24 protein-coding genes are annotated in these 24,713 nt (G+C 65.6%); 16 read left to right on the forward strand and 8 right to left on the reverse strand.

The features are described from left to right. The first annotated feature begins 39 nt into the window (after positions 1 to 39). The 5 genes from DNK89_RS01775 (at position 40) to DNK89_RS01795 (ending at position 6,000) form a co-directional block, all read left to right on the forward strand. Entirely contained in the window at positions 40 to 291 is a 252-nt protein-coding gene (locus DNK89_RS01775) for a hypothetical protein (protein ID WP_110958661.1), read from the forward strand. A 41-nt stretch (positions 292 to 332) separates the two neighbouring features. Beyond that, a complete protein-coding gene (locus tag DNK89_RS01780) occupies positions 333 to 962 on the forward strand; it encodes a DUF3299 domain-containing protein (protein WP_110958662.1) in 630 nt (209 codons plus the stop codon). A gap of 58 nt (positions 963 to 1,020) precedes the next feature. Beyond that, a complete protein-coding gene (locus tag DNK89_RS01785) occupies positions 1,021 to 1,482 on the forward strand; it encodes a hypothetical protein (protein ID WP_238990659.1) in 462 nt (153 codons plus the stop codon). Positions 1,483 to 1,961: 479 nt separating this feature from the next. Next, entirely contained in the window at positions 1,962 to 4,079 is a 2,118-nt protein-coding gene (locus DNK89_RS01790; protein WP_110959150.1) for a TonB-dependent receptor domain-containing protein, read from the forward strand. A gap of 298 nt (positions 4,080 to 4,377) precedes the next feature. After that, positions 4,378 to 6,000 (forward strand): sensor domain-containing diguanylate cyclase, encoded by a 1,623-nt coding sequence (locus DNK89_RS01795; RefSeq protein ID WP_110958664.1) that lies wholly within the window; start codon positions 4,378 to 4,380, stop codon positions 5,998 to 6,000. A gap of 41 nt (positions 6,001 to 6,041) precedes the next feature. Here DNK89_RS01795 and modC read toward each other — a convergent pair whose 3' ends face one another. The 3 genes from modC to modA are packed head-to-tail and all read right to left on the reverse strand — an operon-like array spanning position 6,042 to position 8,595. Next, the gene (gene modC / locus DNK89_RS01800; protein WP_110958665.1) at positions 6,042 to 7,130 is read right to left on the reverse strand and encodes a molybdenum ABC transporter ATP-binding protein; all 1,089 of its coding nucleotides are present in this window, start codon (positions 7,128 to 7,130) and stop codon (positions 6,042 to 6,044) included. Further along, on the reverse strand, positions 7,127 to 7,810 hold the full coding sequence (modB, locus tag DNK89_RS01805; RefSeq protein WP_110959151.1) for a molybdate ABC transporter permease subunit: 684 nt from the start codon (positions 7,808 to 7,810) through the stop codon (positions 7,127 to 7,129). The genes modC and modB overlap by 4 nt, the downstream gene beginning before the upstream one ends. A 38-nt stretch (positions 7,811 to 7,848) precedes the next feature. After that, entirely contained in the window at positions 7,849 to 8,595 is a 747-nt protein-coding gene (gene modA, locus DNK89_RS01810) for a molybdate ABC transporter substrate-binding protein (RefSeq protein WP_110959152.1), read from the reverse strand. Between the two features lie 116 nt (positions 8,596 to 8,711). On the opposite strand from modA, the gene DNK89_RS01815 reads away from it, so the two are divergent. Continuing rightward, entirely contained in the window at positions 8,712 to 9,464 is a 753-nt protein-coding gene (locus tag DNK89_RS01815; RefSeq protein WP_110958666.1) for a TOBE domain-containing protein, read from the forward strand. Positions 9,465 to 9,512: 48 nt separating this feature from the next. Here DNK89_RS01815 and DNK89_RS01820 read toward each other — a convergent pair whose 3' ends face one another. Further along, a complete protein-coding gene (locus tag DNK89_RS01820) occupies positions 9,513 to 9,908 on the reverse strand; it encodes a DUF2845 domain-containing protein (protein ID WP_238990661.1) in 396 nt (131 codons plus the stop codon). A 138-nt stretch (positions 9,909 to 10,046) separates the two neighbouring features. Here DNK89_RS01820 and DNK89_RS01825 point away from each other — a divergent pair, with 138 nt between their 5' ends. The 5 genes from DNK89_RS01825 to DNK89_RS01845 all read left to right on the forward strand — a co-directional run bounded on the left by DNK89_RS01825 (position 10,047) and on the right by DNK89_RS01845 (position 15,155). Beyond that, positions 10,047 to 10,772, forward strand: a complete 726-nt coding sequence (locus tag DNK89_RS01825) for a response regulator transcription factor (protein ID WP_056644518.1) — start codon at positions 10,047 to 10,049, stop codon at positions 10,770 to 10,772. A 47-nt stretch (positions 10,773 to 10,819) separates the two neighbouring features. Continuing rightward, positions 10,820 to 12,166, forward strand: coding sequence for an ATP-binding protein (locus DNK89_RS01830; protein WP_238990662.1), 1,347 nt, complete (start codon positions 10,820 to 10,822; stop codon positions 12,164 to 12,166). A gap of 1 nt (position 12,167) precedes the next feature. Then, on the forward strand, positions 12,168 to 13,268 hold the full coding sequence (locus tag DNK89_RS01835; RefSeq protein ID WP_110958668.1) for an ABC transporter ATP-binding protein: 1,101 nt from the start codon (positions 12,168 to 12,170) through the stop codon (positions 13,266 to 13,268). A gap of 72 nt (positions 13,269 to 13,340) precedes the next feature. Continuing rightward, on the forward strand, positions 13,341 to 14,045 hold the full coding sequence (locus tag DNK89_RS01840) for an HAD family hydrolase (protein WP_110958669.1): 705 nt from the start codon (positions 13,341 to 13,343) through the stop codon (positions 14,043 to 14,045). Between the two features lie 153 nt (positions 14,046 to 14,198). Then, the gene (locus DNK89_RS01845; protein ID WP_110958670.1) at positions 14,199 to 15,155 is read left to right on the forward strand and encodes an AEC family transporter; all 957 of its coding nucleotides are present in this window, start codon (positions 14,199 to 14,201) and stop codon (positions 15,153 to 15,155) included. A 15-nt stretch (positions 15,156 to 15,170) separates the two neighbouring features. Here the strand turns inward: DNK89_RS01845 and pdxH are convergent, their stop codons facing one another. Continuing rightward, positions 15,171 to 15,812, reverse strand: coding sequence for a pyridoxamine 5'-phosphate oxidase (gene pdxH, locus DNK89_RS01850; RefSeq protein ID WP_110958671.1), 642 nt, complete (start codon positions 15,810 to 15,812; stop codon positions 15,171 to 15,173). Between the two features lie 103 nt (positions 15,813 to 15,915). On the opposite strand from pdxH, the gene DNK89_RS01855 reads away from it, so the two are divergent. The 3 genes from DNK89_RS01855 to DNK89_RS01865 all read left to right on the forward strand — a co-directional run bounded on the left by DNK89_RS01855 (position 15,916) and on the right by DNK89_RS01865 (position 19,394). Next, complete coding sequence (locus DNK89_RS01855; RefSeq protein ID WP_110958672.1) at positions 15,916 to 16,488, forward strand: TetR/AcrR family transcriptional regulator; 573 nt, start codon at positions 15,916 to 15,918, stop codon at positions 16,486 to 16,488. Positions 16,489 to 16,634: 146 nt separating this feature from the next. Continuing rightward, complete coding sequence (locus tag DNK89_RS01860; protein WP_110958673.1) at positions 16,635 to 17,096, forward strand: (2Fe-2S)-binding protein; 462 nt, start codon at positions 16,635 to 16,637, stop codon at positions 17,094 to 17,096. A 15-nt stretch (positions 17,097 to 17,111) separates the two neighbouring features. Then, complete coding sequence (locus DNK89_RS01865; RefSeq protein ID WP_110959154.1) at positions 17,112 to 19,394, forward strand: xanthine dehydrogenase family protein molybdopterin-binding subunit; 2,283 nt, start codon at positions 17,112 to 17,114, stop codon at positions 19,392 to 19,394. A gap of 1,317 nt (positions 19,395 to 20,711) precedes the next feature. Here the strand turns inward: DNK89_RS01865 and DNK89_RS01870 are convergent. From DNK89_RS01870 to DNK89_RS01880, 3 genes are all read right to left on the reverse strand, one after another. Then, positions 20,712 to 20,921, reverse strand: a complete 210-nt coding sequence (locus DNK89_RS01870) for a hypothetical protein (RefSeq protein ID WP_110958674.1) — start codon at positions 20,919 to 20,921, stop codon at positions 20,712 to 20,714. Positions 20,922 to 20,950: 29 nt separating this feature from the next. Further along, positions 20,951 to 21,367, reverse strand: coding sequence for a hypothetical protein (locus tag DNK89_RS01875; protein WP_110958675.1), 417 nt, complete (start codon positions 21,365 to 21,367; stop codon positions 20,951 to 20,953). 440 nt (positions 21,368 to 21,807) lie between these two features. Then, positions 21,808 to 23,043 carry an alpha-hydroxy acid oxidase gene (locus tag DNK89_RS01880; protein ID WP_110958676.1) on the reverse strand — a complete coding sequence of 412 codons (1,236 nt, stop codon included), beginning with the start codon at positions 23,041 to 23,043 and terminating at the stop codon, positions 21,808 to 21,810. A gap of 118 nt (positions 23,044 to 23,161) precedes the next feature. Between DNK89_RS01880 and DNK89_RS01885 the strand changes: the two genes are divergently transcribed. Beyond that, positions 23,162 to 24,061 (forward strand): LysR family transcriptional regulator, encoded by a 900-nt coding sequence (locus tag DNK89_RS01885; RefSeq protein ID WP_110958677.1) that lies wholly within the window; start codon positions 23,162 to 23,164, stop codon positions 24,059 to 24,061. A gap of 87 nt (positions 24,062 to 24,148) precedes the next feature. Beyond that, the gene (locus tag DNK89_RS01890) at positions 24,149 to 24,712 is read left to right on the forward strand and encodes an NTP transferase domain-containing protein (protein ID WP_110959155.1); all 564 of its coding nucleotides are present in this window, start codon (positions 24,149 to 24,151) and stop codon (positions 24,710 to 24,712) included. Position 24,713: the final 1 nt, after the last annotated feature.

Below are 24,713 nucleotides of genomic sequence, written 5' to 3' on the forward strand. Positions count from 1 at the left end.
TCCATAAACCCTCTAGCCACTCAACCTGAAAGTCTTTCCATGAAAAAACTTTTCGCTGCTCTCGCCCTGGCCCCCATGCTGCTCGCAGGTGCCCTGGCCCACGCGCAAGCCCACAACGACAAGGACACCCAGGAAGACATCGCCCGCCACCGTGCCATGGCTGCTGCCCACGAGGCCGCCGCCAAGTGCCTGGAGTCCGGCAAGGGCCACGACCAGTGCCAGAAAGACCTGCAGGCGGCGTGCAAGAACCTGGCCATCGGAAAATACTGCGGCATGAAACACGCACACTGAGCGCCTGTTTTTTTGATGCTCGTTCGCCCGGAGTCCCCGCCATGTCCTGCACCTTGAAACCCTTGCCCATCCCCGGCCTGATGGCTCGCGTGGCTTGTATTGCCGCCGCGCTGGTTCTGGCAAGCGGTGCGCACGCGCAGCAAGGCAGCGCCACCAAGCCCGCGCCGGGCGCTTTTGAGCGCGCCAAGGAAGGCGCGGCCGCAGCGCCAGTGCTGTCGTCGCCCCTGCCTGCGGGCGCTGGCACCGCCGTGCCAGCGGGGTCGGGTGCGGGCTACCACAGCCCCAACAGCCCGATTGCCCCGCTGCCCCAGCGCAATGACGTGGTGCCCTGGTCGGTGCTGACCGACCTGAGCAAAAAGACCACCAAGGACGGCATCCTGCCCGTGTTCAACGACGCCCAGAAGGGCATGGACAAGACCACGCAGCGCATCCAGGGCTTCATGGTGCCGCTGGACGCCAAGCCGACGCAGACGCACTTCATCCTCACCTCCGTGCCGCTGACCTGCTCGTTCTGCACGCCGGGCGGGCCCGAGAGCATGGTCGAGGTCAAGGCCAAGACGCCCGTGCGCTATTCGCTGGAGCCTGTGGTGGTCGAGGGCAAGTTCACCGTGCTGCCCAATGACCCCTATGGCCTGTACTACCGCGTGGTGGACGCTGTGCCGGTGAAATAATCGACGGCTTTTGCCCGCTGCAGCCTCTGCCGCAATCCTTTTCCCTTTCGTTCCTGACGTGACCCGCGCGCTTCTTCGTCCCCAGTACCTGCCGTCCGCCGCCCTGCGCAGCGCGGTGATGCGGCGCGTGGCGTTGGCGTGGCTGCTGCTGGCCCTGGTGGTAGTGCCCACGCTGGGGCGGCTGCACCAGGTGGTGCACGGAGGTGCGCTGGACCAGGCCCATGCCGGGCTGCTGGCCGCGCCGTCGTCGCTGCCCGGGCAGCCGACGTGGGCCCCAGCCCCCACTGCGCGGCCCGCTGCCACACCCGGCCACGGTCTGTGGCTCCCCTATCTGCTGGCCCACCACGCGCCGGTGGACTGCCTGTTGCTCGACCAACTGGCGCTGGGCGACGCATTGCAGGCCGCCCCGCTGGCGCTGCCCGTGGCCGATGCGCCACTGCCGCCCGCCATACACGCGGCGGGGCGAGCGAGCACACCCCACATTGCGCTGTTCCACGCGCGCGGCCCGCCGGTCGCCTGACGCGCAGCGCACCTCTAGGGACCCTCTGCACGAATCAAGCGGCAAGTGGGCGCAGCGGATCGGGAAGGGCAGCAAGGCGCAAAACGCAGCAATAGCGGTAGCTATTGCGAGTATTTGCAACGCGGCAGACCGCCCGAGCCCGCTGATGCACACGGCGCGCTGATTTGTGCAGAGGGTCCCTAGCCCCACCTTCTCAGCCGGCGTAACCGCTGTGTGCCTTGCAGGGCAACGCGGCGGTGTTGTGCCTGCTGGCGCAGGGCGCGGTATGCAAGCCGCTGTATGCAGGCCGATTTGGCGGCTGCCAGCGGCCGTACCACGGCGCGCAGCCCATCATTACTCCTGTTTTCATAGCTGCGAGCGCATATTTCACTATCGCTTGCAGCGGTTTTATTCATCAACCCGCGCCCAGGGCGCGGGTCGGCATGCGCAGGCGCGCTGGCACCGCCAGCGCCGCGCATGCCTTGTTGCAGGCCACCACCATGACCCACACGTTTTCTACCCACCGCTTTGTTTCCCGCCGCGCCCGTCCGGCCCTCCACCCCGTGGCCCTGGCAACCCTGCTGGCGTTGTCTGGCACCAGCGTTGCCACCCATGCGCAGACTGCGCCTTCGCCCGCTGCGGCGGCGGATGCCGCACCCAGCCTGCCTGCTGTCACCGTGTCGGCCAGCGGCCTGCAACTGGGCGCCAGCGACATGACCACCCCCGCCACCGTGCTGGAAGGCGATGAACTGGTGCGCCGCCGCGAGGCCACGCTGGGTGAAACGCTGAACAGCGAGCCAGGCATCACCAGCAGCCACTTTGGCGCCGGTGCCAGCCGACCCATCATCCGCGGCATGGACGGCCCGCGCGTCAAGGTGCTGAGCGATGGCGCCGAGCTGCATGACGCCTCCACCATCAGCCCCGACCACGCGGTGGTGTCCGAGCCGCTGCTGGCCACGCAGATCGAGGTGCTGCGCGGTCCCTCGGCCCTGGTCTATGGCAACGGCGCCGTGGGCGGCGTGGTCAACGTGCTGGACGGCAAGGTGCCCACCGCCATTCCGCAAAAGGGCTACGAAGGCAGCGCCGAGCTGCGCGCCAACTCGGGGGCGGGCGAGGGCGCCGGGGCCTTTTCGCTGACCGGCGGTGCGGGCAACCTCGCCGTGCATGTGGAAGGCGTGGCGCGGGATGCGGGCGACTACCGCGTGGGCAAGGGCTGGTCGGGCGGCAGCAAGGTGCTGGGCAGCTTCAACCGTACGGACACCGGCAGCGTGGGCCTGTCGTGGGTGGGCGACCAGGGCTACCTGGGGGCCGCCTACACCCGCCAGACCGCTAAATACGGCCTGCCTGGCCACAACCACAGCTTTGACGGCTGCCACACCCATGGCGACCACCTGCACTGCGGCGCCCACGCGGACGACGAAGCCGACGGCCATGACCACGACCATGACGCAGCGGCCGGCGATGTGCCGGTGGTGGACCTGCGCAGCGAACGCTTTGACGTACGGGGCGAGCTGCGCAACCCGTTTGCCGGCTTCTCGGCACTGCGGCTGCGCGCGGGTGTCACCGACTACAAACACGACGAAGTCGAAGACGGCGCCATCAGCACGACCTTCAAGAACAAGGCCTACGACACACGCGTGGAGCTGCAGCACGAGCCCATCGGGGGCTTCAAGGGCGTGATCGGCCTGCAGACCTCGCAGCGCAAGTTCAGCGCCGAGGGCGAGGAGGCCTATGTGCAGCCCACCGTGACCCGCAAGACAGGCCTCTTCGTGCTGGAGGAGTACCGCTGGAACGACTGGCGCTTTGAAGCCGCCCTGCGCCACGACCGCCAGACGGCCGAGGCCCAGACCAGCGGCATCGAGCGCAGCCACAACGGCACGTCGGCATCGCTGGGCGCGGTGTGGAAGTTCACGCCCGGCTACCAGGTGGGCACCTCGTTCACCCGCGCCAGCCGCGCCCCGTCGGCCGAAGAGCTGTACGCCCAGGGCCTGCACATGGCCACCAGCACGTATGAACGCGGCAATGCCGATCTGCGCTCCGAAATCTCGCAGAACATCGATGTCAGCCTGAAGAAGACCAGTGGCGACACCACCTTTGGCGTGAGCATCTTCCGCAACCGCATCAACAACTACATCTACGGCCGCACCCTGGACGAGCTGGATGGGCTGCAGCTGCTGCAGTACAGCCAGGCCGACGCCACCTTCACCGGCGTTGAAGGCCAGGTGCGCCAGCGCCTCACGCGCAATCTGGGCATCACTTTGTTTGGTGACACCGTGCGCGCCAAGCTGGACGGCGGTGGCCTGCTGCCGCGCATCCCGGCCACCCGCGCCGGTGTGCGGCTGGACGCCAACTGGCAGGCGTGGGAAGGGCAGGTGGAATGGGTGCAGGTGGCCCGCCAGAACCGCGTGGCCGACTTTGAAACCGCCACGCCCGGCTACGGCATGCTGAACCTGGGCGTGAGCTACAACGGCCAGTTCAGCAGCGGCACGCCCTGGCAGGTGTACCTGAAGGCCAACAATCTGACGGACCGCCTGGCCTATGCACACACCTCGTTCATCAAGACCGCTGCGCCGCTGATGGGCCGCAACATCACGCTGGGGGTGAAGGTGGCGTTCTGACAGTTGATGCCGTCGTGACGTGCGTGAGCCAGCGCGGGGGAGGGCGTTGCTGGCTCACGAACCTCCAGGCTCCTAACCAGCCGGACCAGGGAGGACTTGGATGCATGCCATACTTGGTTCACATGGTTGATTTTCCGATCCGTGAAGGCGCCGTTGCCTGAGTCCCCGTGATCGCGCACGCCCGATGCTGGAACGGGATTGACTGCCCGGCAGGCCGCCCCAAGTCGGCTGCGCGACACGTGAAGGACTTGTTCATCGCGGCCCTGCATGTCTCTGACCTGTTTTGCGATACCCCTGCATGCCCACCACTCCCGCGCCGTCCGCAAACCTGTTGCAACTGCTCCCCGAGGCGGTGGTGCAGACCGATGCGCTGTGGGAGATCACCTATCTGAACCCGGCGTGGCACAAGCTCACCGGCCATTCAGTGGAAGCCGCTCTGGGCAGGTCTTTGCTGGAGTTCGTGCATCCCGATGACATTGGCACCATGCGCTCAGGCATGCCGGTGTTCCGCCTGCGCTTTGCCGACGGGGACTACCGCTGGGTGCGTCTGCAGTTTCACCCAGAGACGGATGCGGCAGAGCGGGTGATCAGCCGCCAGGGTGTCCTGATCGAGATCACCGAGGTCACCGAGCAGGTGCTGGTGGAGGTGCGCCAGCGCTTTTTGCGCTTGCTGGAAACCATTGACGGTGTGGTGTGGGAGGCTGAAATTGGCGTGGGCAACACGTTTCTGAGCCCGCAGGTCGAACGCTTGTTCGGCTACTCCGTCGAGGAGTGGCGGGCCGACCCGGGCTTCTGGCGGGCGCATGTGCATCCCGATGATCTGGAGGAGGCCCTGCGCATCGACGATGCCGCTTACAACGCCACGCACAGCCATGCCTACGAGATGAGCTACCGGCTGATTGCCAAGTCGGGCAAGGTCGTGTGGGTACGTGACCTGTGCCGCGCGGTGGTCGAGTTGGGTCGACCGAACCGCATGATCGGCCTGATGATCGACGTCACCCAGCAGAAGAACACCGAAATCGAGTTGGTGCGCTCCGAAAACCGCTATTCGCTGGCGACGCGCGGCTCCAATGACGGCATCTGGTATTGGGACTTGCGCACGGACACCCTGCATGTGTCAGGGCGCTTTCTCCAGATCGTCGGGCTGGGGAGCCGCGATCATGTGTATGAGGGCGGCTGGCGCTTTCTGGAGCAACTCATCGACCGCGAGGATCGCGCTCGTGTGCAGGAAGCCTACAGCAGGCACCTGTCCGGAAACAGCGCGAAATTTTCGGTGGACTTCCGCGCGTTCCACGGAGCGGGGCGGCTGGTATGGGTCAATTGGCGCGGGCTCGCCGAGTTTGAAGACGGCGTTGCGGTGCGCATGGCGGGCTCGTTGAGCGATCTGGCCGAGCGTGGCAGCTCCTACGATGCGCTGACCAACTTGCCTGGTCGGCCATTGTTCCGCGACCGCCTTGCACAACTGATCACGCTGCACCAGGGCGACGGGGTGAACGGGGATGGAGTGCCCACGCGCGGTGGGGCCACGATGTTCGCTGTGCTGCTGCTGGACCTCAACGGGTTCAAGGCGGTCAATGACTGCTACGGACACCATGTGGGCGACCAGCTCTTACAGCAGGTGGCGCGGAGGCTCGAATCCTGCGTGCGGTCGGTGGATCTGGTCGCCCGCATGAGCGGCGACGAGTTCAATGTGCTGTTGGAGTCCATTGACCCCGCCGAAGCCAGCCAACGCGCCCAGCAGATTGCCGCCGCGCTTGCTGCGCCCTATGTGATTGGCGAACACACCGTGATCAGTGGCGCGAGTATCGGGTTGGTCAGCAGCGCGTCCAGGCTGGCGACGGTGGACGACTACCTGCGCGCGGCAGACACTGCCATGTACCGGGCCAAAAGTCAGTCACTCGGCGTGTGCGTTTTTCAGTAAGGCGCCGTATCCAGGCGCAGCTGCGGCGGTTAGTGGCTGGATCAGGGAACAATCGCCACCGATTTGACCTGTGCCCACACCGCGCTGCCGGGCGCCACGCCCAGCGCGTGCAAGGCCCGGTGGGTGACCCGCGCCAGCAAAAATGACTCGCCACAGCGCAGCCGCACCAGCGCTTGCGAGGGGTGCGCGTCGGGCGCGATGGAGTCGATCACACAGGGCAGGTGGTTCTGGATGCTCGTCTGCATGGGCTCCTGCACCGTCAGGCTCACGTCGCGGGCCAGCACGCGCAGCCGCACTGTCTGGCCCACAGGCAGGCCGCTGTCGCGCAGCCACATGGCGCCACCCGCAAAGCCCACGCGCGCCAGGTGCCAAGTAGTGTCCCGATCCAGCACCTGGCCGCGCAGCAGCGCGCCCGCGTCGTCGCCCAGCACCACCGGCAGTTGCACGGACGACATCACCTGGTCCACCGGCCCGGCGGCCTTCACCTGGCCTCCGTCCAGCACTACCAGGTGGTCGGCCAGCCGCGCCAGCTCGTCGGCGGAGTGCGTGACATACAGCATTGGGATGTGCAGCTCATCGCGCAGGCGCTCCAGCCAGGGCAGGATCTCCTGGCGCCGCGCCAGGTCGAGAGCGGCCATGGGTTCGTCCAGCAGCAGCAGGTGGGGGGAGGTTGCCAGGGCACGGGCAATGGCCACCCGCTGGCGCTCGCCGCCCGAGAGCTGACCCGGCCGGCGTTGCAGCAGGCGACTGATGCCCAGCAGCTCGATGGCGGCCTGCAGCGTGGCCTCCGCCTGCGCAGACCGGGCGCGCTTGAGGCCATACCGCAGGTTGCCCAGTACGTCCAGATGCTCGAACAAGCTGGCCTCCTGGAACACATACCCCAGCGCCCGCTGGTGTGTGGGCAAAAACACCTGGGCAGCATCGTCTTGCCACACCTCGCCGGCCACGGTCACCAGGCCAGGGCGTGCGCGCTCCAGCCCCGCCACACAGCGCAGCACGCTGGTCTTGCCCGAGCCCGATGCGCCGAACAGCACCGTGATGCCGCTGGCAGGCACGTGCAAGTCCACATCCAGTTCAAAGTCGGCGCGCGGCAGCGCGAGCCGGATGCGCAGGTCGCCGGGCGCACTCATGGCAGCACCCGCGAGCCACGGTTCTTGAGCAGCGCCAGACACAGCAGCACCACGAACGAGAACAGCACCATGCCGCCCGCCAGCCAGTGCGCCTGGGCGTATTCCATGGCCTCCACATGGCCGTAGATCTGGGTGGAGACCACCCGTGTCTTGCCCGGGATGTTGCCGCCAATCATCAGCACCACGCCAAACTCCCCCACCGTGTGGGCAAAACTCAGGATGGCTGCGGTGAGCAGGCCGGTGCGGGCCTGCGGCAACGCGACCGTGAAAAACGCATCCACCGGGCTGGCCCGCAAGGTGGCGGCCACCTCCATCGGGCGGCGGCCCATGGACTCGAAAGCGTGCTGCAGCGGCTGCACCGCAAATGGCATCGAAAACACCACCGAGCCCATCACCAACCCCGTAAAAGTGAACGACAGCAGGCCCCAGCCCATGGCCTGCGTGAACTGCCCCAGCGGCCCGGCGGGCCCCATGGCCACCAGCAGGTAAAAGCCGAGCACCGATGGTGGCAACACCAGCGGCAGGGTCATAAAGGCGCCCACTGGCCCCTTCCACCAGGACTGCGTTTGCGACAGCCACCAGGCCAGCGGCGTGGCGATCAGCAGCAGCACGAGGGTGGTGAGGGTGGCGAGCTGCAGGGTCAGCCAGACGGCTTGCAGTGCTTCAGGGCCCAGGGGCATGGAGGACAACGGCGGTGGCGGGGATGGGTGTGAGTATCTCAGTGCTCATAGCCATAGCCACGGATCACCGCCTGCGCCTTGTCACCCTTGAGATATTGCAGCAACGCGGCCGCCGCGGCATTGCCCTGGCCCTTATTCAGCAGCACGGCGTCCTGGCGCAGAGGGGAGTAGAGCGTTGCAGGGACAGCCCACACCGAGCCCTCCACCAGGCGGCCATCGGCCATCACCTGCGACAGGGCGACAAAGCCGAGCTGTGCGTTCTGGGTGGCGACGAACTGGTGCGTCTGGGCAATGTTCTCGCCCTGCACAAACTTGGGCCGCAGGGTGTTCAGCACGCCCAGATGGGTCATCACTTCCACGGCGGCGGCTCCGTAGGGGGCGAGCTTGGGGTCGGCCAGCGCGATCTTGTCGAAGGTGCCAGATTTGAGCACCTGGCCCTGGGCATCCACCAGGCCGGGCTGCTTGCTCCACAGGGCCAGCTTGCCCATGGCGTAGGTAAAGCGGCTGGCATCGACCGCCAGTCCTTCCTTGGCGAGCTTGGCCGGGGTTTCATCGTCGGCGGACAGAAGCACGTCAAACGGCGCGCCGTTCTTGATCTGCGCATAGAGCCGCCCGGTGGAGCCAAAAGCCAGCGTGGCCTTGTGGCCGGTGTCCTGCTCGAACAGGTTGGCAATCTTTTGCATCGGGGCCGTGAAGTTGGCCGCCACGGCCACCGACACCTCGCCCGCATGGGCCGAAAGCGCCACCGTCAAGCATGCAGCCAGGGACAACAGGAAACGCTTCACGATGACCTCGCTATTCTTCAATGGAATAGCGGGACTGTAGCATGGCCGGCGCTCCGCTATTCCACTGATGAACAGCGATGACGCAAGCACCTGCATCGCGCAGTTAACATGCCCGCATGAGCAATTCTTCCCTGCCCCTGGCGGATGTGCTGGGCCACGAGGTCACGGACAAACGCATCGACATCCTGCGCCGCATCGGCGAGGTGGGCTCCATTTCCGAGGCGGCGCGGGGCGCGGGCGTGAGCTACAAGGCCGCCTGGCAGGCGCTGGAGACGCTGACCAACCTGGCCGGCGTGCCGCTGGTGGAGAAAGTGGTGGGCGGCACCGGCGGCGGCGGTGCTGGGCTCACCCCCGCTGGCCAGCGGGTGCTGCAGGCCGCCCATGCGCTGGCCGCTGCGCGCCAGCAGGTGCTGAGCCAATTGAAGAGTGACGACGATGCAGCGACCGGCCGCGCCGCACTGGCGCTGCGCACCAGCATGCGCAACCAGTTTCCTTGCACCGTGGGCAAGGTGCGGTCCGTGGGCGGGCAAGTGCATGCGCAGCTGCTGCTGGCGGATGGACAGGCGCTGCACGCATCCATCACCCGGGTCAGCGCGCAGTTGCTGGGTTTGAAGGCTGGGCTGGGTGTGCTGGCGCTGTGCAAGGCAACAGCGGTTCAAGTAGCCCCAGACCGCGCCAGTCCGGCAGGCAATGCCTTGGCCGGGGTGGTGCGGAGCGTGGCCCGGGGCACTGCCCCCGAGGTGGTGCTGCAGCTGCCCAGCGGCATCCAGCTGGTGGGCTTTGCTGCTGCAGGAGTCAAGGTTCGAACCGGCCAGCAGGCCACCGCGGTTTTTGACGAATCCAGCATCGTCATCGCTGCGACTTCTTGAGGGTTGACCGCCCTCCAGCGCATTGGACAAGCAGGCCCGCGGGCCCCGCTACCGGCTGCGGTCGCCGTCGCGTACGGATTCGATGGCGCCGTTGTAGATGCGAACCACCCCCAGAAAGGTGCCTGGCCCCCGGTCGTACGTCCACTCTTCCATGGGCACACACTGGTTGGCCAGCACCGCTGCGGGGCTGCCGGGGCGGAAGGGCGTCACCACCCAACCCAGCTGCAGCATGGACACGCACACGCCCTGGCGGTAGATGGGGTCACCACATTTCTGGAGCAGGGTCACGGGAGAGTCGCCTTTGCCCACCAGCGAACCATTGCAGCGCAGGGACTGCGAGGCCTGGGCCGGCAGCACCGTGCACAGGGCCAGTGCGGTTGCCAGCAGTTGCAAGGTCTTTCGGCAAGTGCCTGACAGCGCGGGCTGGGTCAAAAGTGATCTCATGGCGGCGGATTCCAAAAGGCTGGACCTCACTGTACAGCGGCCCGCCGCAGAAGGACGAACCCGCCTTTCGCTTCGCTTTCATCGCCTGTCCGTAGAAGCACAGTGGCCCGGGCGTGCCGCAGGCGGCATGATCGGGGGATGAAACTGTTGTTGGTCGAGGACGATTTTGATCTGGCTGGCGCCCTGAGCCGCAGCCTGGTGGCGCGTGGGTTCGAGGTGTTGTGCTGTGCCGATGGCAAGGAGGCGCTGGCGGCAGCGCGGCGCACTGCGTTTGACGTGATCACGCTCGACTTGTCGCTGCCAGGCCTGGACGGGCTGGAGGTGCTGCGGCGCCTGCGCGATGGCGGCAGCACCACGCCGGTACTGGCATTGACGGCCCGCGCGGCGGTCACGGACCGGGTGGCGGGTCTGGAGGCCGGAGCCGACGACTACCTGGCCAAGCCGTTTGACCTGGACGAACTGGTGGCGCGGCTGCGGGCCCTCACGCGCCGCGTGGGGCGCGACGGGCAGTTGCGCTGCGGGGCGCTGTACCGCGAGCCGGGCAGCGGCGTGTTCTACAACGATGCCTTGCCGCTGGAGTTGTCGCAGCGGGAGTCCGAACTGCTGCGGCTGCTGATGTCGCGCGTGGATCGGGTGGTCAGCAAGGAAGAGCTGCGCACCCAGGTGTTTGCCAACACGGACGAGCAGGTGCAAGCCGATGCGGTGGAAGTGGTGGTGCACCGGCTGCGCAAGAAGCTGGTGGGCACCAACGCCGAGATCGTGACCTTGCGCGGCGTGGGCTACCTGCTGTGCGACGCCGACAGCATGGCCGCCCACAAGACGGACAAAGCCGAAAAATCCGACAAAGGCGGGGTGGCCCGGTGACGCTGCGCTGGTGGCAGCAGCGGCCTTGGAGGCCGTGTGGCGGCTCGTTGCAGCGGTGGCTGCTGGTGGGCTGGTTGGTGCCGCTGTGGGCGCTGGTGGCCGTGATCTGCGCGGTGCAATGGGCCTACCAGGCGCAGCATGACGCCGCTGCGCAGGACGAGGCCCTGCGCCAGGCGCTGGCGCATTGGCCTGCTGATCTATCAGTAGACCCGGCCACATCGTTGTCTGCCCAGCCAGCGCCCGGCGTCTGGTACCGCGAGAGCAATCTGGACGGCGAACGCCTGACGGGCAGCGCCGACCTGCCGCGTGTGCCCCCCACCGAGGCGGTACGTGACCCGGGTGCGGTGCACTTCTACCTGGCGCAGGTGGGCGACCGGCTGGTGCGGGTGGCCGTGACCTTGTACCAGCCCACCGTGGCGACGGGCAGGCAAGCTGCAGCTGCGCCCGTGGTGCGCCAGGTGGCGCGCCCGCTGGGCGAGCGCCTGCCCGGTGCGCGCAGCCTGCTGGGCGGTGGCTCGGGCCTGTGGTGGGTGCTTCTGCTGGCACTGGCGATGACCGCCGTGGCGGTGCTGCTGGCGCGGGCGGCGTCGGGATGGCTGCAGCATGCCGATGTGTCGCTGATGCGGCCGCTGAGCACCGACGCTGCGGTCACGGCAGAGCGCATCTACGAAGGCCCGTCAGAACTCGCGCCCGCCGTGCAGCATTTTGCCGAGCTGCAACACAGCCAGAGCCGCTGGATCGAGGAGCAGCGGCGCTTTCTGGCCGATGCCACCCACCAGTTGCGCACCCCCATGGCCGTGCTGCGCACCCAGCTGCAGGCCGCCATGGCGGGCGACATGCTGGTAGGCGATGCGCTGCAGCAGATGCTGCACACCGTGGACCGCGCCTCGGGCCTGGCCAACCAGTTGCTCAGCCTGAGCAAGGTGGAACAGCTCAAGCGCATGGGGGAGCTGCCCAGCGTAGACCTGAACGCGATTGCCCGCGAGGCCGTGATGGAGCTGGCACCGCTGATTGCGGCCAAGCGGCTCGATTTTGCGCTGGAGGGCCCCGATACGCTGTGGGCACCCGGCGACGCGGCGCTGCTGGGCGAGCTGATGCGCAACCTGCTGGCCAACGCCATCCACCACACGCCCATCCACGGGCGGCTGGGGGTGCTGCTGCGCGACAGCACGGGGCGGCGCGAGGTGCTGGTGTGGGACGAGGGTCCCGGCATCGATGACGCTGTGCGGCAGCGATTGTTCCAGCCGTTTTCGGCTGGGCAGGGCGGGGTGGGGCTGGGGTTGTCGATTTGCCGGCAGATTGCCGAAGCGATGGGCGCGCAGGTCACGCTGTTCAACCGCATGGACGCGGGGCAGGTCATCGGCGTGGATGCCGTCGTGGCATGGGAAGAATGAGATGCCCGTGACGCCCCCCTCCGAGACACCTGCCGCGCATGGCATCGAGTTCCGGGATGTCAGCAAGCGGTACGGCTCATCGCCCGACGCTCCACTGGTGGTAGACCACATCAGCTTCAGCGTGCCGCGCGGCACGCTCACCACCATCCTCGGGCCGTCGGGCTGCGGCAAGACGACCACGCTGCGCCTGATTGCCGGGCTCGAATCGCCCACATCGGGTCGCATCTTCATCGACGGGCAGGATGTGACCCCCCTCGGCCCGGCGCAGCGCAACGTGAGCCTGGTGTTCCAGAACTACGCGCTGTTTCCGCACATGAATGTCATCGACAACGTGGTCTACGGCCTGCATTTGTCGGGCCTGGGCAAACAGCAGGTGCGCGACAAGGCGCGCGCCATGCTCGACACCGTGGGCCTGCACGGCCTGGACCAGCGCAGGCCGCATGAGCTGTCGGGCGGGCAGCAGCAGCGCGTGGCGCTGGCCCGCGCGCTGGCGCTGGAGCCCGCCGTGCTGCTGTTCGACGAACCCCTGTCCAACCTGGACGCCCGCCTGCGCCGCGCGATGCGCGAGGAGATTCGCGCCCTGCAGCAGCGCCTGAAGCTCACTGTGGCCTATGTCACCCACGACCAGTCCGAGGCCCTCGCCGTCAGCGACCAGATCGTGGTGATGGACCGGGGCGCTATCGCCCAACGCGGCGCGCCCAGCGCGCTGTACGAGCAACCCACGTCCGAGTTTGTGGCCGGTTTCATGGGCGAGGCCATGCTGTTCGCAGCCCAGAACCACGCGCCCAGCCCGGGCAGCACCGCAGACACCGGGTATGCGCAGCTGGGCCCGCTGCGCGTACCGTCACCCGCCGCGCTGCCTACAGGCCCGGTCAAGATCGCCGTGCGCCCGGAGGCCTGGGTGATTGGCCCGGCCACATCGGCAGGCCTTGCCGCGCGGGTCATCCGCTGCACCTACCTGGGCAGCGTCATGGAATACACGTTTGCCAGCGCCCTGGGCGCCATTTTTGTGGTGTCGCCCCTGGTGGAGTTGCCGCTGGATGTGGGTGCCCCGGTCAGCCTGACGCTGGCAGACCATGGCGTATCCGTGGTGGCTGGATAAGGCGCGCGGCATTTGCCTGGTATGCGCACTGCATGCACCACACCGCTTTGTTAACCCCCTTTTTGATGAGCCATGCCTCTGGACTACACCGTCGCTGTTTTTGACCTGGACAACTGCCTGATGGATGCGCGGGCGGTGGGCCCCTTGTTCGAGCCCGCATTCGAGGCTGTGCGGCAGGCCAACCAGGGCGCGCTGAGCCCGCAGGCCCTGGACCAGGCGCTGCAGGCTTGCTGGTTCACTGCGTTCGACCTGGTGGCCCAGCGCCACCATTTCACTCCCGCGATGCGTGCGGCCGGGTGGCAGCAGTTCAGCCAGATGAAGGCCAGGCCGCCGCTGCAGGGCTATGCCGACATCGACCTGCTGCCTCGCATTCCGTTGCGGCGCTACCTGGTCACCAGCGGCTTTCGGCGCCTGCAGGACAGCAAGATCGATGCACTGGGGATCCGGCCCTGGTTCGAGCAGGTGCTCATCGACGCAATTGACGCACCACCCACCGGTGCCGGGCACGGCAAGCAGGACCTCTTTGAACAGATCCTGACCCGCGAGGGTTGTACGCCCCGCCAGATGCTGGTGGTGGGCGACAACCCCTTGTCCGAGCTGGCGGCCGGGCGCGCGCTGGGGGCCACCACCGTCCAGACCGTGCGGCCAGGTGTCGAGCCCTGGCCTCTGGCAGACCACCGGGTGGAGGGGCTGCAAGGGCTGCTGGCCCTGCTGTCGGCGGACGCGCCGGTCGCCGCAGCAGATACGCCCCCAGCGGGTGCAGACCAGAGGATTTGAAAGAAATCGGCGTCAAGCGCTAGTGGAATATGCGCTGATAGCTATTGAATATGTAGCAAATAATGGCTGTGCGGCGAGCGCACCACGCCGAATCGGCAGAGATGATGGGAGACAATCGGCGCCCACCCTTGCCGATCTGGCGCACTTTTCTCCGTGAACTCTCCTGTCTTCACCTCGCTGATCCCCGTCATCCTGTTCATTGCCATCGGCTTTTATGTGGGGCGGCGTGGCTGGATACGTGCCGAGTCCGTCAAAGACTTGGCCAACCTCGTGTTCATGGTGCTCACGCCCGCGCTGCTGTTCCGCACCATGAGCACGGTACACCTGGAAGACCTCAACTTCGGCCCCGTGGGCATCTACTTTGTGGCGTTTGGCGTGGTCTACGCTGCCACGCTGGCGGTGCAGGGCTTCAACACGCTGGGCGCCGCGCGGGCGCTGGCCAACACCTTCAGCAACACGCTGATGATCGGCGTGCCGCTGGTGGGCCTGGTGTTTGGCGATGCAGGGCTGGTCACGCTGTTCACCCTGATCTCGGTGCATTCGCTCATCCTGCTGACTGCGGCCACGGTGGTGTTCGAGCTGGCGGCCGCGCGCGAACACGCCGGGCGCCCGGGCGGCGTGCAGCAGCCCATGTGGCGCACCGTGCTGCAGGCCATCCGCAACGGCATCGTGCACCCCGTGCCTTTGCCCATCATTGCGGGTCTGCTGTTTGCACAGACGGGACTGGTGGTGCCCGAGGTGGTGGGCAAGCCCCTGCAGCTGCTGGGCCAGGCGCTGGGGCCGATTGCGCTGCTGCTGGTGGGGGTGACGCTGGCATTCACCAAGGTTGGCCACCAGTTCAAGGCTGCACTGCGCATTGCGCTGGTGAAATGTGTGGTGCACCCGCTGGTGCTGGCCAGCATGGGCTGGGCGCTGGGCCTGTCGGGCATGCCGCTGGCCGTGATGATCGTGGCAGCATCGCTGCCCGTGGGGGCCAACGTTTTCTTGTTCTCCCAGCGCTACCGCGTGGCAGAAGAAGAGGTGACCGCCAGCGTGGCGGTGTCCACCGCGCTGGGGTTGGTGACGATGCCAGTGGTGATTGTGGCGGTGACGCGATGGGTGGCGGGCTGAGCCGGCGGCCGCGACTCAGGGCGCCAGCCGCTCCCGTACCCAGTCGCTGCCATCGAGGCGGTAGCGCAGCCGGTCATGCAGACGGCTCTTGCGCCCCTGCCAGAACTCCCACTGGTCGGGCTTGAGGCGGTAGCCGCCCCAGTGCGGCGGGCGGGGTGGCTTGAGCATGAATTGCGCCCCGTACTTGGCCGCATTGGCCACCAGCACGCCCCGGCCTGCAATGACTTGGCTTTGGGGGCTGGCCCAGGCGCCGATGCGCGAATCCAGGGGGCGGCTGTGGAAGTATTCGTCGCTTTCCTCGTCGCTGACCTTCTCCACCACGCCTTCGATACGCACCACCCGCTCCAGCTCCACCCAGTGAAACTGCAGCGCTGCAAACGGGTTGCCCGCAATCTGGCGGCCCTTGCGGCTGTCGTAGTTGGTAAACCAGACAATGCCGCGCTCGTCATAACCCTTGATGAGCACGATGCGTGTGCTGGGCCGCAGGTCGCTGCCCACGGTGGCCAGGGTCATGGCATTGGGCTCGGGCACTTCGGCGCTGATGGCTTCCTTGAGCCACTGGTCAAACTGCTGCAGGGGGGCGGCGTGCGAGGCGTCTTCGTTGAGTTCGGCGCGCTCGTAGCTCTTGCGGAGGTCGGCGATGGAGTTCGTGGTCATGGTCACGATTGTGCATCCCCCGTACGGTGTCGCTTTGCGCCAGGACATGTGCAGTGGGTTTTGATAGTGGTCGAATTTGTATTCGTTTATATTCCTGGTTCCGATGAAACCCAAAGACGACGAGAAACAGCGCGCCATTGCCCAGGCCACCTTTGAACTGGTGGCCCAGCGCGGCCTGAGCGGCCTGACCCTGGCCGACATTGCCCGGGCAGCGGGTGTGGCCACGAGCACCCTGTACGTGTACTACCCGTCCAAGGACGAACTGATCAGCCAGCTGTACCAGGATGCCAAGACCGTGACGGCCGCGCGCATCATGGACGGGATAGAACTTGGCATGCCCTACCGCGCACGGGTGCGCCGCGCCTGGGGCAATCTGCTGCGCCATCGGCTGGATCAATACGCCGAGGTGGTGTTCCAGGAGCAGTACTACAACTCGCCCTGGTTCACCCAGGGCAACCGCGAATTTTCGACCCGGCTGATGGCAGGTTTTTTCGCGCTGATGGAAGAAGGCCAGCAGCAGGAGATCCTCAAGGCCGTGCCCATTCCGCTGCTCACGGCCAGCCTGGTGGGCTCGGTGCGGGAGACCGGCAACCTGATCCGCACCCAGGTGCTGCCCGATGACGAGGCCGTGCACCAAATGGCGTTTGGCCTGTGCTGGGACGCCATCAAGGCGTAAATCGTGCCGCTGCAGAAACTCGAATTTTGCGGTTTAATCGAATAGTTATTCTCTTAAAACAACAAAGCGGCTTGATGTCTGCCCGCGCCGCCCTACCGATTGCGCTGTGCTTTTGAGCGCTGACCTTCATCCCAAGGAGTCCCACGATGCCCACCCTCAATATCAACGGCAAAGACACGGCCGTGGATGCCGACGAATCCACCCCCATCCTCTGGGCCCTGCGCGACACGCTGGGCATGACCGGCACCAAGTTTGGCTGCGGCCAGGCGCTGTGCGGTGCGTGCACCGTGCACCTGAACGGCGCGCCGGTGCGGTCCTGCATCACGCCCATCTCTGCGGCGGCAGGCCAGAAGATCACCACCATTGAAGCCATTGCCGCCGACGACAAGGTGGGCAAGGCAGTGCACGCCGCCTGGGTCAAGCACGACGTGGCCCAGTGCGGCTACTGCCAGAGCGGCCAGATCATGAGCGCCACCTCGCTGCTCAAGGGCAAGAAGAAGCCCTCCGACGCCGACATCGACGCTGCCATGGCCGGCAACGTGTGCCGCTGCGGCACCTACGTGCGCATCCGCGCCGCTATCCACGACGCTGCCAAGACCCTGGCCTGATTGAAGGAGACCACCATGCACTTCGAACCCCATGCCCTGCAGGGCCAGGCACAACATTTCATGCCAAAACACCTCCAAGCGCTAGTGGATAAAGCGCAGGGCGCTATGAATTCAGGAGCTTTTGATGCGTCGGAAGGTGTGGCTCGCCGCACCTTCCTCAAGGTGTCGGCTGCCTCGGGCTTTGCGCTGGGCGCGTTTCCCCTGGTGTCTGCTGCTCAGGGCGCAGCCTCTGCGGCCCCAGCTGGCCTCAAGCCGCACGAACAGCCCTCCGCCTTTGTGCGCATCGATGCCGATGGCACCGTCACCGTCACCATCAATCGCCTGGACTTTGGCCAGGGCGTGCAAACCGGCCTCCCCATGATCCTGGCCGAGGAACTGGATGCCGACTGGAGCAAGGTGCGCAGCGTGCACGGCGACGCCAATCCGGCCTATGCCGACCCCGCATTTGGAATGCACCTCACCGGCGGCTCCAACTCCATCAAGAACTCGTACACCCAGTACCGCGAGCTGGGCGCTCGCACCCGGGCCATGCTGGTTTCGGCGGCGGCCGCCCAGTGGGGAGTGGACGCGTCGGCCCTGCGCACCAGCAACGGCTTTGTGGTCGGCCCCGGTGGCAAGAAGCTGGGCTACGGTGCGCTGGCCGAAGCCGCCATGAAGCAGCCCGTGCCTGAAAAGGTCGCACTCAAGGACCCCAAGCAATTCCGCCTGATCGGCAAACCCACCGGGCGGCTGGATGCCAAGGCCAAGTCGAGCGGCCAGCAGGACTACGGCATTGACGTGCGCCTGCCCGGCATGTTGACGGCCGTGGTGGCCCGCCCGCCCGTGTTTGGTGCCAAGGTAAAGTCCCTGGACGACAGCGCTGCCAAAGCCATCAAGGGCGTGAAGGCCGTGCTGCGCGTACCCACCGACCGGGGCGGCGAGGGCGTTGCCATCGTGGCCGACGGCTACTGGCCCGCCAAGCAGGGGCGCGACGCCCTCAAGGTGGAATGGGACACCAGCGCGGTCACCAAGCCCGACACCGCCGCGCTGCTGGCGCAGTACCGCGAACTGGCCGCCAAGCCAGGCAATGTGGCCATGCAGGCCGACATGGCGCCGCTGGCGGGTGCACCCCACAAGATCAGTGCCGAGTTCGTCTTCCCGTACCTGGCGCACGCGCCCATGGAGCCACTCAACTGCACCGTGAAGCTGGACGGCGACAAGGCGGAACTCTGGATGGGTACGCAAATGCCCGGCCTGGACGCGATGGCCGCCGCCAAGACGCTGGGCCTGCAGCCGCAGAACGTGAAGGTGAACACGCAGATGGCCGGTGGCGGCTTTGGCCGCCGCGCCATTCCCACCAGCGACTACGTGGTAGAGGCCTGCGGCGTAGCCAAGGCCGCGCGCACTGCAGGCATCACCGCGCCGGTGCGCACGCTGTGGAGCCGCGAGGACGACATCAAGGGCGGCTACTACCGCCCCATGCACGTGCACCGCGCCGAGATCGGCTTTGACGCCAAGGGCAAGATCCTGGCGTGGGACCACACCATCGTCGGCCAGTCCATCACCAAGGGCTCGCCGTTCGAGGCCTTCATGATCAAGAACGGCATTGACGCCACGGCCATCGAGGGCATGAAAGAGCCGTACGACGTGCCCATGAAGCTGTCGGTGCACCACCCGGATGTGAACGTGCCGGTGCTGTGGTGGCGCAGCGTGGGTTCCACCCACACGGCCTACGCCATGGAGACCCTGATCGACGAAGTGGCCCGCACCACCAAGCAAGACCCCGTGGCCTACCGCCTGGCCCTGATGGGCGACAAGCACCCGCGCCACAAGGCGGCGCTGCAACTGGCCGTCGCCCAGTCGGGCTACGGCAAGAGGAAACTGGCCGCAGGCCGCGCCTGGGGCGTGGCAGTGCACGAGTCGTTCGAGTCGGTGGTGGCGTATGTGGTCGAGGCCTCCGTCAAAGACGGAACGCCCAAGCTGCATAGCATCACCGCGGGCGTGCATTGCAACCTGGTGGTCAACCCCAAGAGCGTGGAAGCCCAGGTGCAAGGCGCCGCGCTGATGGGCCTGGGCACCTGCCTGCCCGGAGCCGCCATCACGCTCAAGGACGGTGTGGTGGAGCAGAGCAACTTCGGTGACTACGCCGTGCCCCGCATCACCGACATGCCGCAGGTGACGGTGCACATCGTGCCCAGCGCCGATCCGCCAAAGGGCATGGGCGAACCCGGCCTGCCACCGCTGGCTCCGGCGTTTGCCAATGCCATCGCGCAGATCACGGGCAAGACGCCGCGCGAGCTGCCGTTCAAGTTGGCTTGATAAGCTTGTTGGAATGAGAGCGCCGGGTTTGGGAAAGCCTGGCGCTTTTTTTATGACCTATCCATCTGCTTCAGGTTGGTGTCCACCATGGCATTGCTCTGGCTTTTTTTAGCGCGCAGCTTTCGGCCTAGCTCTAGCGGCAGAGAAATGACTGCAATGCACCCAATACCATCATTGAATGGGGCGTTGGAGACAACCAGAATTAAACGGCCATTTGCCTCCAATGCGGCGTTGATGCACTAATTGGCTTCAATGGTCCACCCGATGACGTGTGATTGAGGACTACTCGCGCACGCGCCTTCGGCGAGGATTTAGCTTCAGCTTTGGGCCCTGAGCGGTCTCTCAGTTGCGTGCCTCAAAGCGATCATTGAAAGATGCGTGTGAATTGCCTTGGGATGTTTGGTAGCCTAAGTGACCGGTACAGGTCCCCCCCATGACTTGACCTGGAGCCATTCAAGGCCGAATAAAACTATTCATTAGAGTTGCAAAAATTGTCCCCAAAGAACATGTCCAAATGACAATTTTCATCTGCAAGCAGGGCAAGCCTTCGTATTTTTTGCAGAACCGAGACAGGTATTTGAGGACACTTTCGTTTTCGTTTTGCAGCGGATATCGCACGAGCAGTATCAACAACCAGACTACAAGGATGGCAACAAAAATTAATAGTCCAAAGTGTTCAAGAAATAACTTCATCTCGGCCAGTGCAAGGGTGTGTGCGGGATATTTCGTGTAGAGCAAAGACAAACAGAGGTCACGGTCTACTTTGATTGAACAAGCAATCCACTACCGGCACAACTTTTAATTTGCAGCACGAGGAGGGGCGTGGAACAGAATGGGTCCCTCACTATATGGCTGTGATCAGCAAGAGCTGACTGCGACTGGAGTTTGTTAGCTGCAGACGGTCAGAGCGAAAGCGTTCGCTGTCCGGGGCTGAGGTGGCCGGGCATTGTTACGCGGCAGAGAGTTCGTTTCACGCTGGACGTTTTCACATCTAGATGGTCTACGCCGTTGCACTGTCTTGCCCGTCGTTGTTTAAGGTCTGCTTTCACCTGCCGACACTGACTGTTCCTGGCCGATAGTACGCATTTGTTTACCGTCACTGAATGACTGCAACACAGCTATAGCGGTTTCCCACCTCTCTCAACACCTTTGTAATCTGGAAAATGAAGACGCTTCAACCGCCGTGCTTGGAAAACATGCAAATCGGAGCAGAACCCATGGCCGATTCTGTTTTTAGACTGTGGAGATTATTTTGACGATCATCGCCCGTTGTGCGCGGTCGCCGATGGTGGGTGTTAAGCCGTGGGCTTGGCGCGCTCAATACTTTAGTTCTACCCCCAGATCGCCGAGTTTTTTCGCAAAAGAGTCCCTGCGTTTTGCAGCCTTTGCCGCCGTTTCTGTGGCGGCTTGGATTGCCTTGGGGCCCTTCTTCGCTGCCGCTTGGATCAGCCCGAATTTGTGAGCGGCATCTGCCTCGGCCCGCCTGAATGTGGCAATCAGTTCTGCATGTGCAATGGGTGGATTCACGGTAGACCCTCTATCAATCAGCGTTGTGATTATTCACTTTTGACGTTGGTGCGGAGCAAGGCCGTTCTCAGTTCGCGAGTGGCAGGTTTCGCTAGATCCACCTTCTGCACTGCCAGATCGAACGAAGAGCCTGGCTTGATGCTGGTGGGCAGTATTTTTTTGGCTGGCAGCTTGGCTGGGTAGGTGCCTTTACCCGGACACATGCGAACGGAAAACCCGAATTCTTCGAGCAGGCCTTTTGCATACAGCTCTGCCAACTGGTGAAACGATACGAAGGTGGAGCGTTTCCCGTCTTTGAGTCCGGGCTGGCTGACGTCGCGAACGAGCTCGAATTTGCCCAGCGAATCCCGCTGCGTATCGGTAAACGGGTGCAGCAAGAAAGTCTGGCGAACGCCATCCTTTTTAGACACCAAAGTGTGCTCGACGGTTATATCGGTTAGCAGCATATTTTTTCTATCTCCGCGAGTTGCGGTTTGCACGGCCACATCAGCAGGCGAGCCTCACCCGAAGTCGCTGATTTTGTTTTCAACCCCCGTTACCGGGGTGCGCAATGCGTGCAAAAATCACCCGAGGGGCGAGGACTTTAACTGAAGGGCCGCCCATGGCAGTTCCCTAGTGCACGGCAAACAAACCGCTTCGGGCCCAAAACTGCCTGCCAATGGTGGTCGAGTGAAGACCTTAAATCAGCGTAAGTCCGTCCGTGGCGCTGCAGTCCATTCCTATTGAATGAAAAGTGCTGCCAGCGCTTTGCAGATAAGCGCTGATAGCTATGAATTTTGAAGTGATCAACAAGGGGCGTTGGCGGCGCTGCCGTCACTTCATTTCAAACTGCGCTGATGGCACTTTGCGCGCTAGGAACCCACTGAGAAGTCTGTGCCGCAGTCCCTCAGCGTGTCCGCCGGTCCATGAGATGCTCTGGCCCCAGCGCTGCGCAGGTGGTAGCGCCCAGCATCGCCAGGTTGCGGTCCACCTCGGCGCGCAATAGATCAATGGCCGCTGTTACGCCCGCCTCGCCGTCCACTGCAGCGGCGTAGTTGAAGGGCCTCCCCACAAACACTGCCTGCGCGCCCAGTGCCAGGGCCTTGATCACGTCAGTGCCGCGGCGGATGCTGCCATCCAGCATCACCGTCATGCCGCTGCCCGCCTGCTCGACAATGGCGGGCAGCACGCGCAGCGGTGCCACCGCACCGTCGAGCTGGCGGCCGCCGTGGTTGCTGACGATGATGCCGTCCACCCCGTGCTGGCGTGCGAGGGCGGCGTCCTGCGGGCTGAGAATGCCCTTGACCACCAGCGGGCCGCGCCACTGGCGGCGGATGTGGGCGATGTGGCTCCAGTCAAAGTGGTCGCGTGCCGCAAAGTCGCGCTGCACGCGCGACGACAGGATGGGCGCGCCGCGCTCGGCAAACGAGTTTTCAAAATGCGGCATGCCGTGGCGTGCCAGCGTGCGCAGCAGCGTGCCCGCCAGCCAGCGCGGGCGCACCAGGCCGTCCCACGCCAGGCGCAGACTGGGGCGCAGCGGGGTAGAGAAGCCCGCGCGGATGTTGTTCTCGCGGTTGCCCGCCACAGGGATGTCTACCGTCACCACGAGGGTCTGCACGCCTGCAGCAATTACGCGCCACAGCAAGGCGTCGATGCGCTCGGGAGTGCCGGGCAGATAGGCCTGGAACCAGGTGCCGGGGGCGGCGGCCATGATTTCTTCAAGCCGGATGAGGGAACTGCCGCTCTGCACGGCCGGGATGCCCGCCGCTGCCGCCGCACGGGCCAGCACGATGTCGCCACGGTAGGCCGAGAGCGCCGCTATGCCCATGGGCGCGATGCCGAAGGGGCTGGCGTAGCGCTGCCCGAACAATGTAACGCTCTGGTCGCGCTCGGCCACGTTGCGCAGCACTCGGGGGACAAGGGCGATCTCGCGGAACGCCTGGCGGTTGCCGTCCAGCGCCTGGTTGTCCTCCGCTGCCCCGGCCACGTAGCCAAAGATAGGGCGGGGCAGCACGCGGCGGGCGGCGGCTTCGAAGTCGTCCAGCGAGAGCAGATCGGCCGTGCGGCCGCTGCGGCGCGTGCCGTTGAAAGCGCCCCAGGCGTTGGGGGCGGGTGGCTGGGGTGTGGAGGAGGGGGTGGACATGGCGTGGTTCCAAGCAAGAGCAGACGGGGCTGGAAAGCAGTGTCCTGAAATCGCAATAATCAAGAAAGCGAATTTATTACGAATGATTTGTTCGCCAAATTGAAAATATATTCATGACATGACCCTCAAACAGCTCGAAGCCTTCTACTGGGCCGCCACCTGCAGCAGCTTTGCCATGGCGGCCGAGCGGGTGCACCTGTCGGTGTCGTCCCTGTCCAAGCGGATTGCCGAGCTGGAGGCCTCGCTGGGTCAGGTGCTGTTTGACCGCGCCGGGCACCGCGCCGCGTTGACGGAGGCGGGCACACGGCTGCTGCCGCTGGCGGGTGGGTTGCTGCAGCAGGCAGACCGTTTGCAGCAGGAGATGGGCAGCACCACTGGCCTGCGCGGCCCCTGCCGACTCGGGGTGGGCGAACTGACGGCAATCACCTGGCTGCCTCGTTTGGTCGCGGCCCTGGCAGCGGCGCACCCGGCGCTGGAAGTGTCTGTGCATGTGGATGTGGGCGCTGCCCTTGCGGAGCGGCTGGACAAGGGCGAGCTGGATGTGGCGGTGATTGCAGGCCCCGCCAGCCGCAGCGCGCTGACGTCAGTGCCGTTGGCGCATGCGCGCTTTGCCTGGTGCGCAGGCCCCGCGGTGGCGCGCGGCCTGCACCAGATGGATGCCGACGCTGTGCAGTCGCACCCTCTGGTGACCCTGCCGCAGGGCTCGGGGGTGACCCATCTGATCGACGACTGGCTGCGACAGGCCGATGTGCGCCCGCCGCGCCGACTGGTGTGCAACCACTGGGGCGCGATTGTGGGCTTGCTGGCACAGGGCAGCGGCATTGGCTTGCTGCCCGAGGGCTGGGCGCAAGCCCTGTGCGAACGGGGCGTTCTGCAGCTGCTGACCAGCCCGGTGCCCCTGGGCTCGCTAGGCTACGCGCTGCACAGTCGGCGGGACGACCTGCGGCCCCTGGTGGGTATGCTGCACGGCATGGCGGCGCAGCACGCGGATTTCACGGGGGGGAGTGGCGCTTTCTGACGGCCTGATGGGCGGATGGCGGCCCTAGAATCGCGCCGACTGCAAGCCGCAGCCGCCGGTCCCCGGAACCTGTTCAAGCGCAACCCCATGCTCCAACCAAACTCGCTCCCCGTCGTTCTGGTGCTGGCCTCGGGCCGGGGAGCGCGTTTTGCCGCATCCGGCGGTGCGGTGCACAAGCTGCGTGCGCCCTTGGGGGCAAAAACCGTGCTGGAGCACACCCTGGATGCCGTACGCGCCAGCGGCCTGCCTTGGCACCTGGAAGACGCAGGCCACCCAGGCATGGGCGATTCCATTGCCGCCGCAGTGCGAGCCACGGCCGATGCGCCCGGCTGGCTGGTATTGCCTGGAGATTTGCCGCTGATCCGCCCGGAGACGTTATGCACCATGGCCGCCGCGCTGGCAGACCCGGACTGCGCCGTTGCCATGCCGGTGTACAAGGGCGAGCGCGGTCACCCTGTGGGATTTGCTGCCGCATGTTTACCCAGCCTGCTGGCGCTGACCGGCGAGCAGGGCGCCGCCAGCGTGGTGCGTGCGCAGGCGCAGCAGGGCAGGGTACGGCAGGTGGAGGTGGATGACCAAGGCACGGTGACCGACATAGACACCGTGCAAGACCTCGAGCGCGCCGCGCGGTTGCTGGCGACGCGCAGGTAGC

The organism is Acidovorax sp. ST3 (genome assembly GCF_003231145.1).
Taxonomy (GTDB): Bacteria; Pseudomonadota; Gammaproteobacteria; order Burkholderiales; family Burkholderiaceae_C; genus Acidovorax.

Bases quoted from the DNA above. Each gene is read 5' to 3' on its own strand.
- DNK89_RS01775 (WP_110958661.1), top strand. From the start codon at position 40: ATGAAAAAACTTTTCGCTGCTCTCGCCCTGGCCCCCATGCTGCTCGCA.
- DNK89_RS01780 (WP_110958662.1), top strand. From the start codon at position 333: ATGTCCTGCACCTTGAAACCCTTGCCCATCCCCGGCCTGATGGCTCGC.
- DNK89_RS01790 (WP_110959150.1), top strand. From the start codon at position 1,962: ATGACCCACACGTTTTCTACCCACCGCTTTGTTTCCCGCCGCGCCCGT.
- DNK89_RS01795 (WP_110958664.1), top strand. From the start codon at position 4,378: ATGCCCACCACTCCCGCGCCGTCCGCAAACCTGTTGCAACTGCTCCCC.
- modC (WP_110958665.1), bottom strand. From the start codon at position 7,130: ATGAGTGCGCCCGGCGACCTGCGCATCCGGCTCGCGCTGCCGCGCGCC.
- modB (WP_110959151.1), bottom strand. From the start codon at position 7,810: ATGCCCCTGGGCCCTGAAGCACTGCAAGCCGTCTGGCTGACCCTGCAG.
- DNK89_RS01815 (WP_110958666.1), top strand. From the start codon at position 8,712: ATGAGCAATTCTTCCCTGCCCCTGGCGGATGTGCTGGGCCACGAGGTC.
- DNK89_RS01820 (WP_238990661.1), bottom strand. From the start codon at position 9,908: ATGAGATCACTTTTGACCCAGCCCGCGCTGTCAGGCACTTGCCGAAAG.
- DNK89_RS01825 (WP_056644518.1), top strand. From the start codon at position 10,047: ATGAAACTGTTGTTGGTCGAGGACGATTTTGATCTGGCTGGCGCCCTG.
- DNK89_RS01835 (WP_110958668.1), top strand. From the start codon at position 12,168: ATGCCCGTGACGCCCCCCTCCGAGACACCTGCCGCGCATGGCATCGAG.
- DNK89_RS01840 (WP_110958669.1), top strand. From the start codon at position 13,341: ATGCCTCTGGACTACACCGTCGCTGTTTTTGACCTGGACAACTGCCTG.
- pdxH (WP_110958671.1), bottom strand. From the start codon at position 15,812: ATGACCACGAACTCCATCGCCGACCTCCGCAAGAGCTACGAGCGCGCC.
- DNK89_RS01855 (WP_110958672.1), top strand. From the start codon at position 15,916: ATGAAACCCAAAGACGACGAGAAACAGCGCGCCATTGCCCAGGCCACC.
- DNK89_RS01860 (WP_110958673.1), top strand. From the start codon at position 16,635: ATGCCCACCCTCAATATCAACGGCAAAGACACGGCCGTGGATGCCGAC.
- DNK89_RS01865 (WP_110959154.1), top strand. From the start codon at position 17,112: ATGCACTTCGAACCCCATGCCCTGCAGGGCCAGGCACAACATTTCATG.
- DNK89_RS01875 (WP_110958675.1), bottom strand. From the start codon at position 21,367: ATGCTGCTAACCGATATAACCGTCGAGCACACTTTGGTGTCTAAAAAG.
- DNK89_RS01880 (WP_110958676.1), bottom strand. From the start codon at position 23,043: ATGTCCACCCCCTCCTCCACACCCCAGCCACCCGCCCCCAACGCCTGG.
- DNK89_RS01885 (WP_110958677.1), top strand. From the start codon at position 23,162: ATGACCCTCAAACAGCTCGAAGCCTTCTACTGGGCCGCCACCTGCAGC.
- DNK89_RS01890 (WP_110959155.1), top strand. From the start codon at position 24,149: ATGCTCCAACCAAACTCGCTCCCCGTCGTTCTGGTGCTGGCCTCGGGC.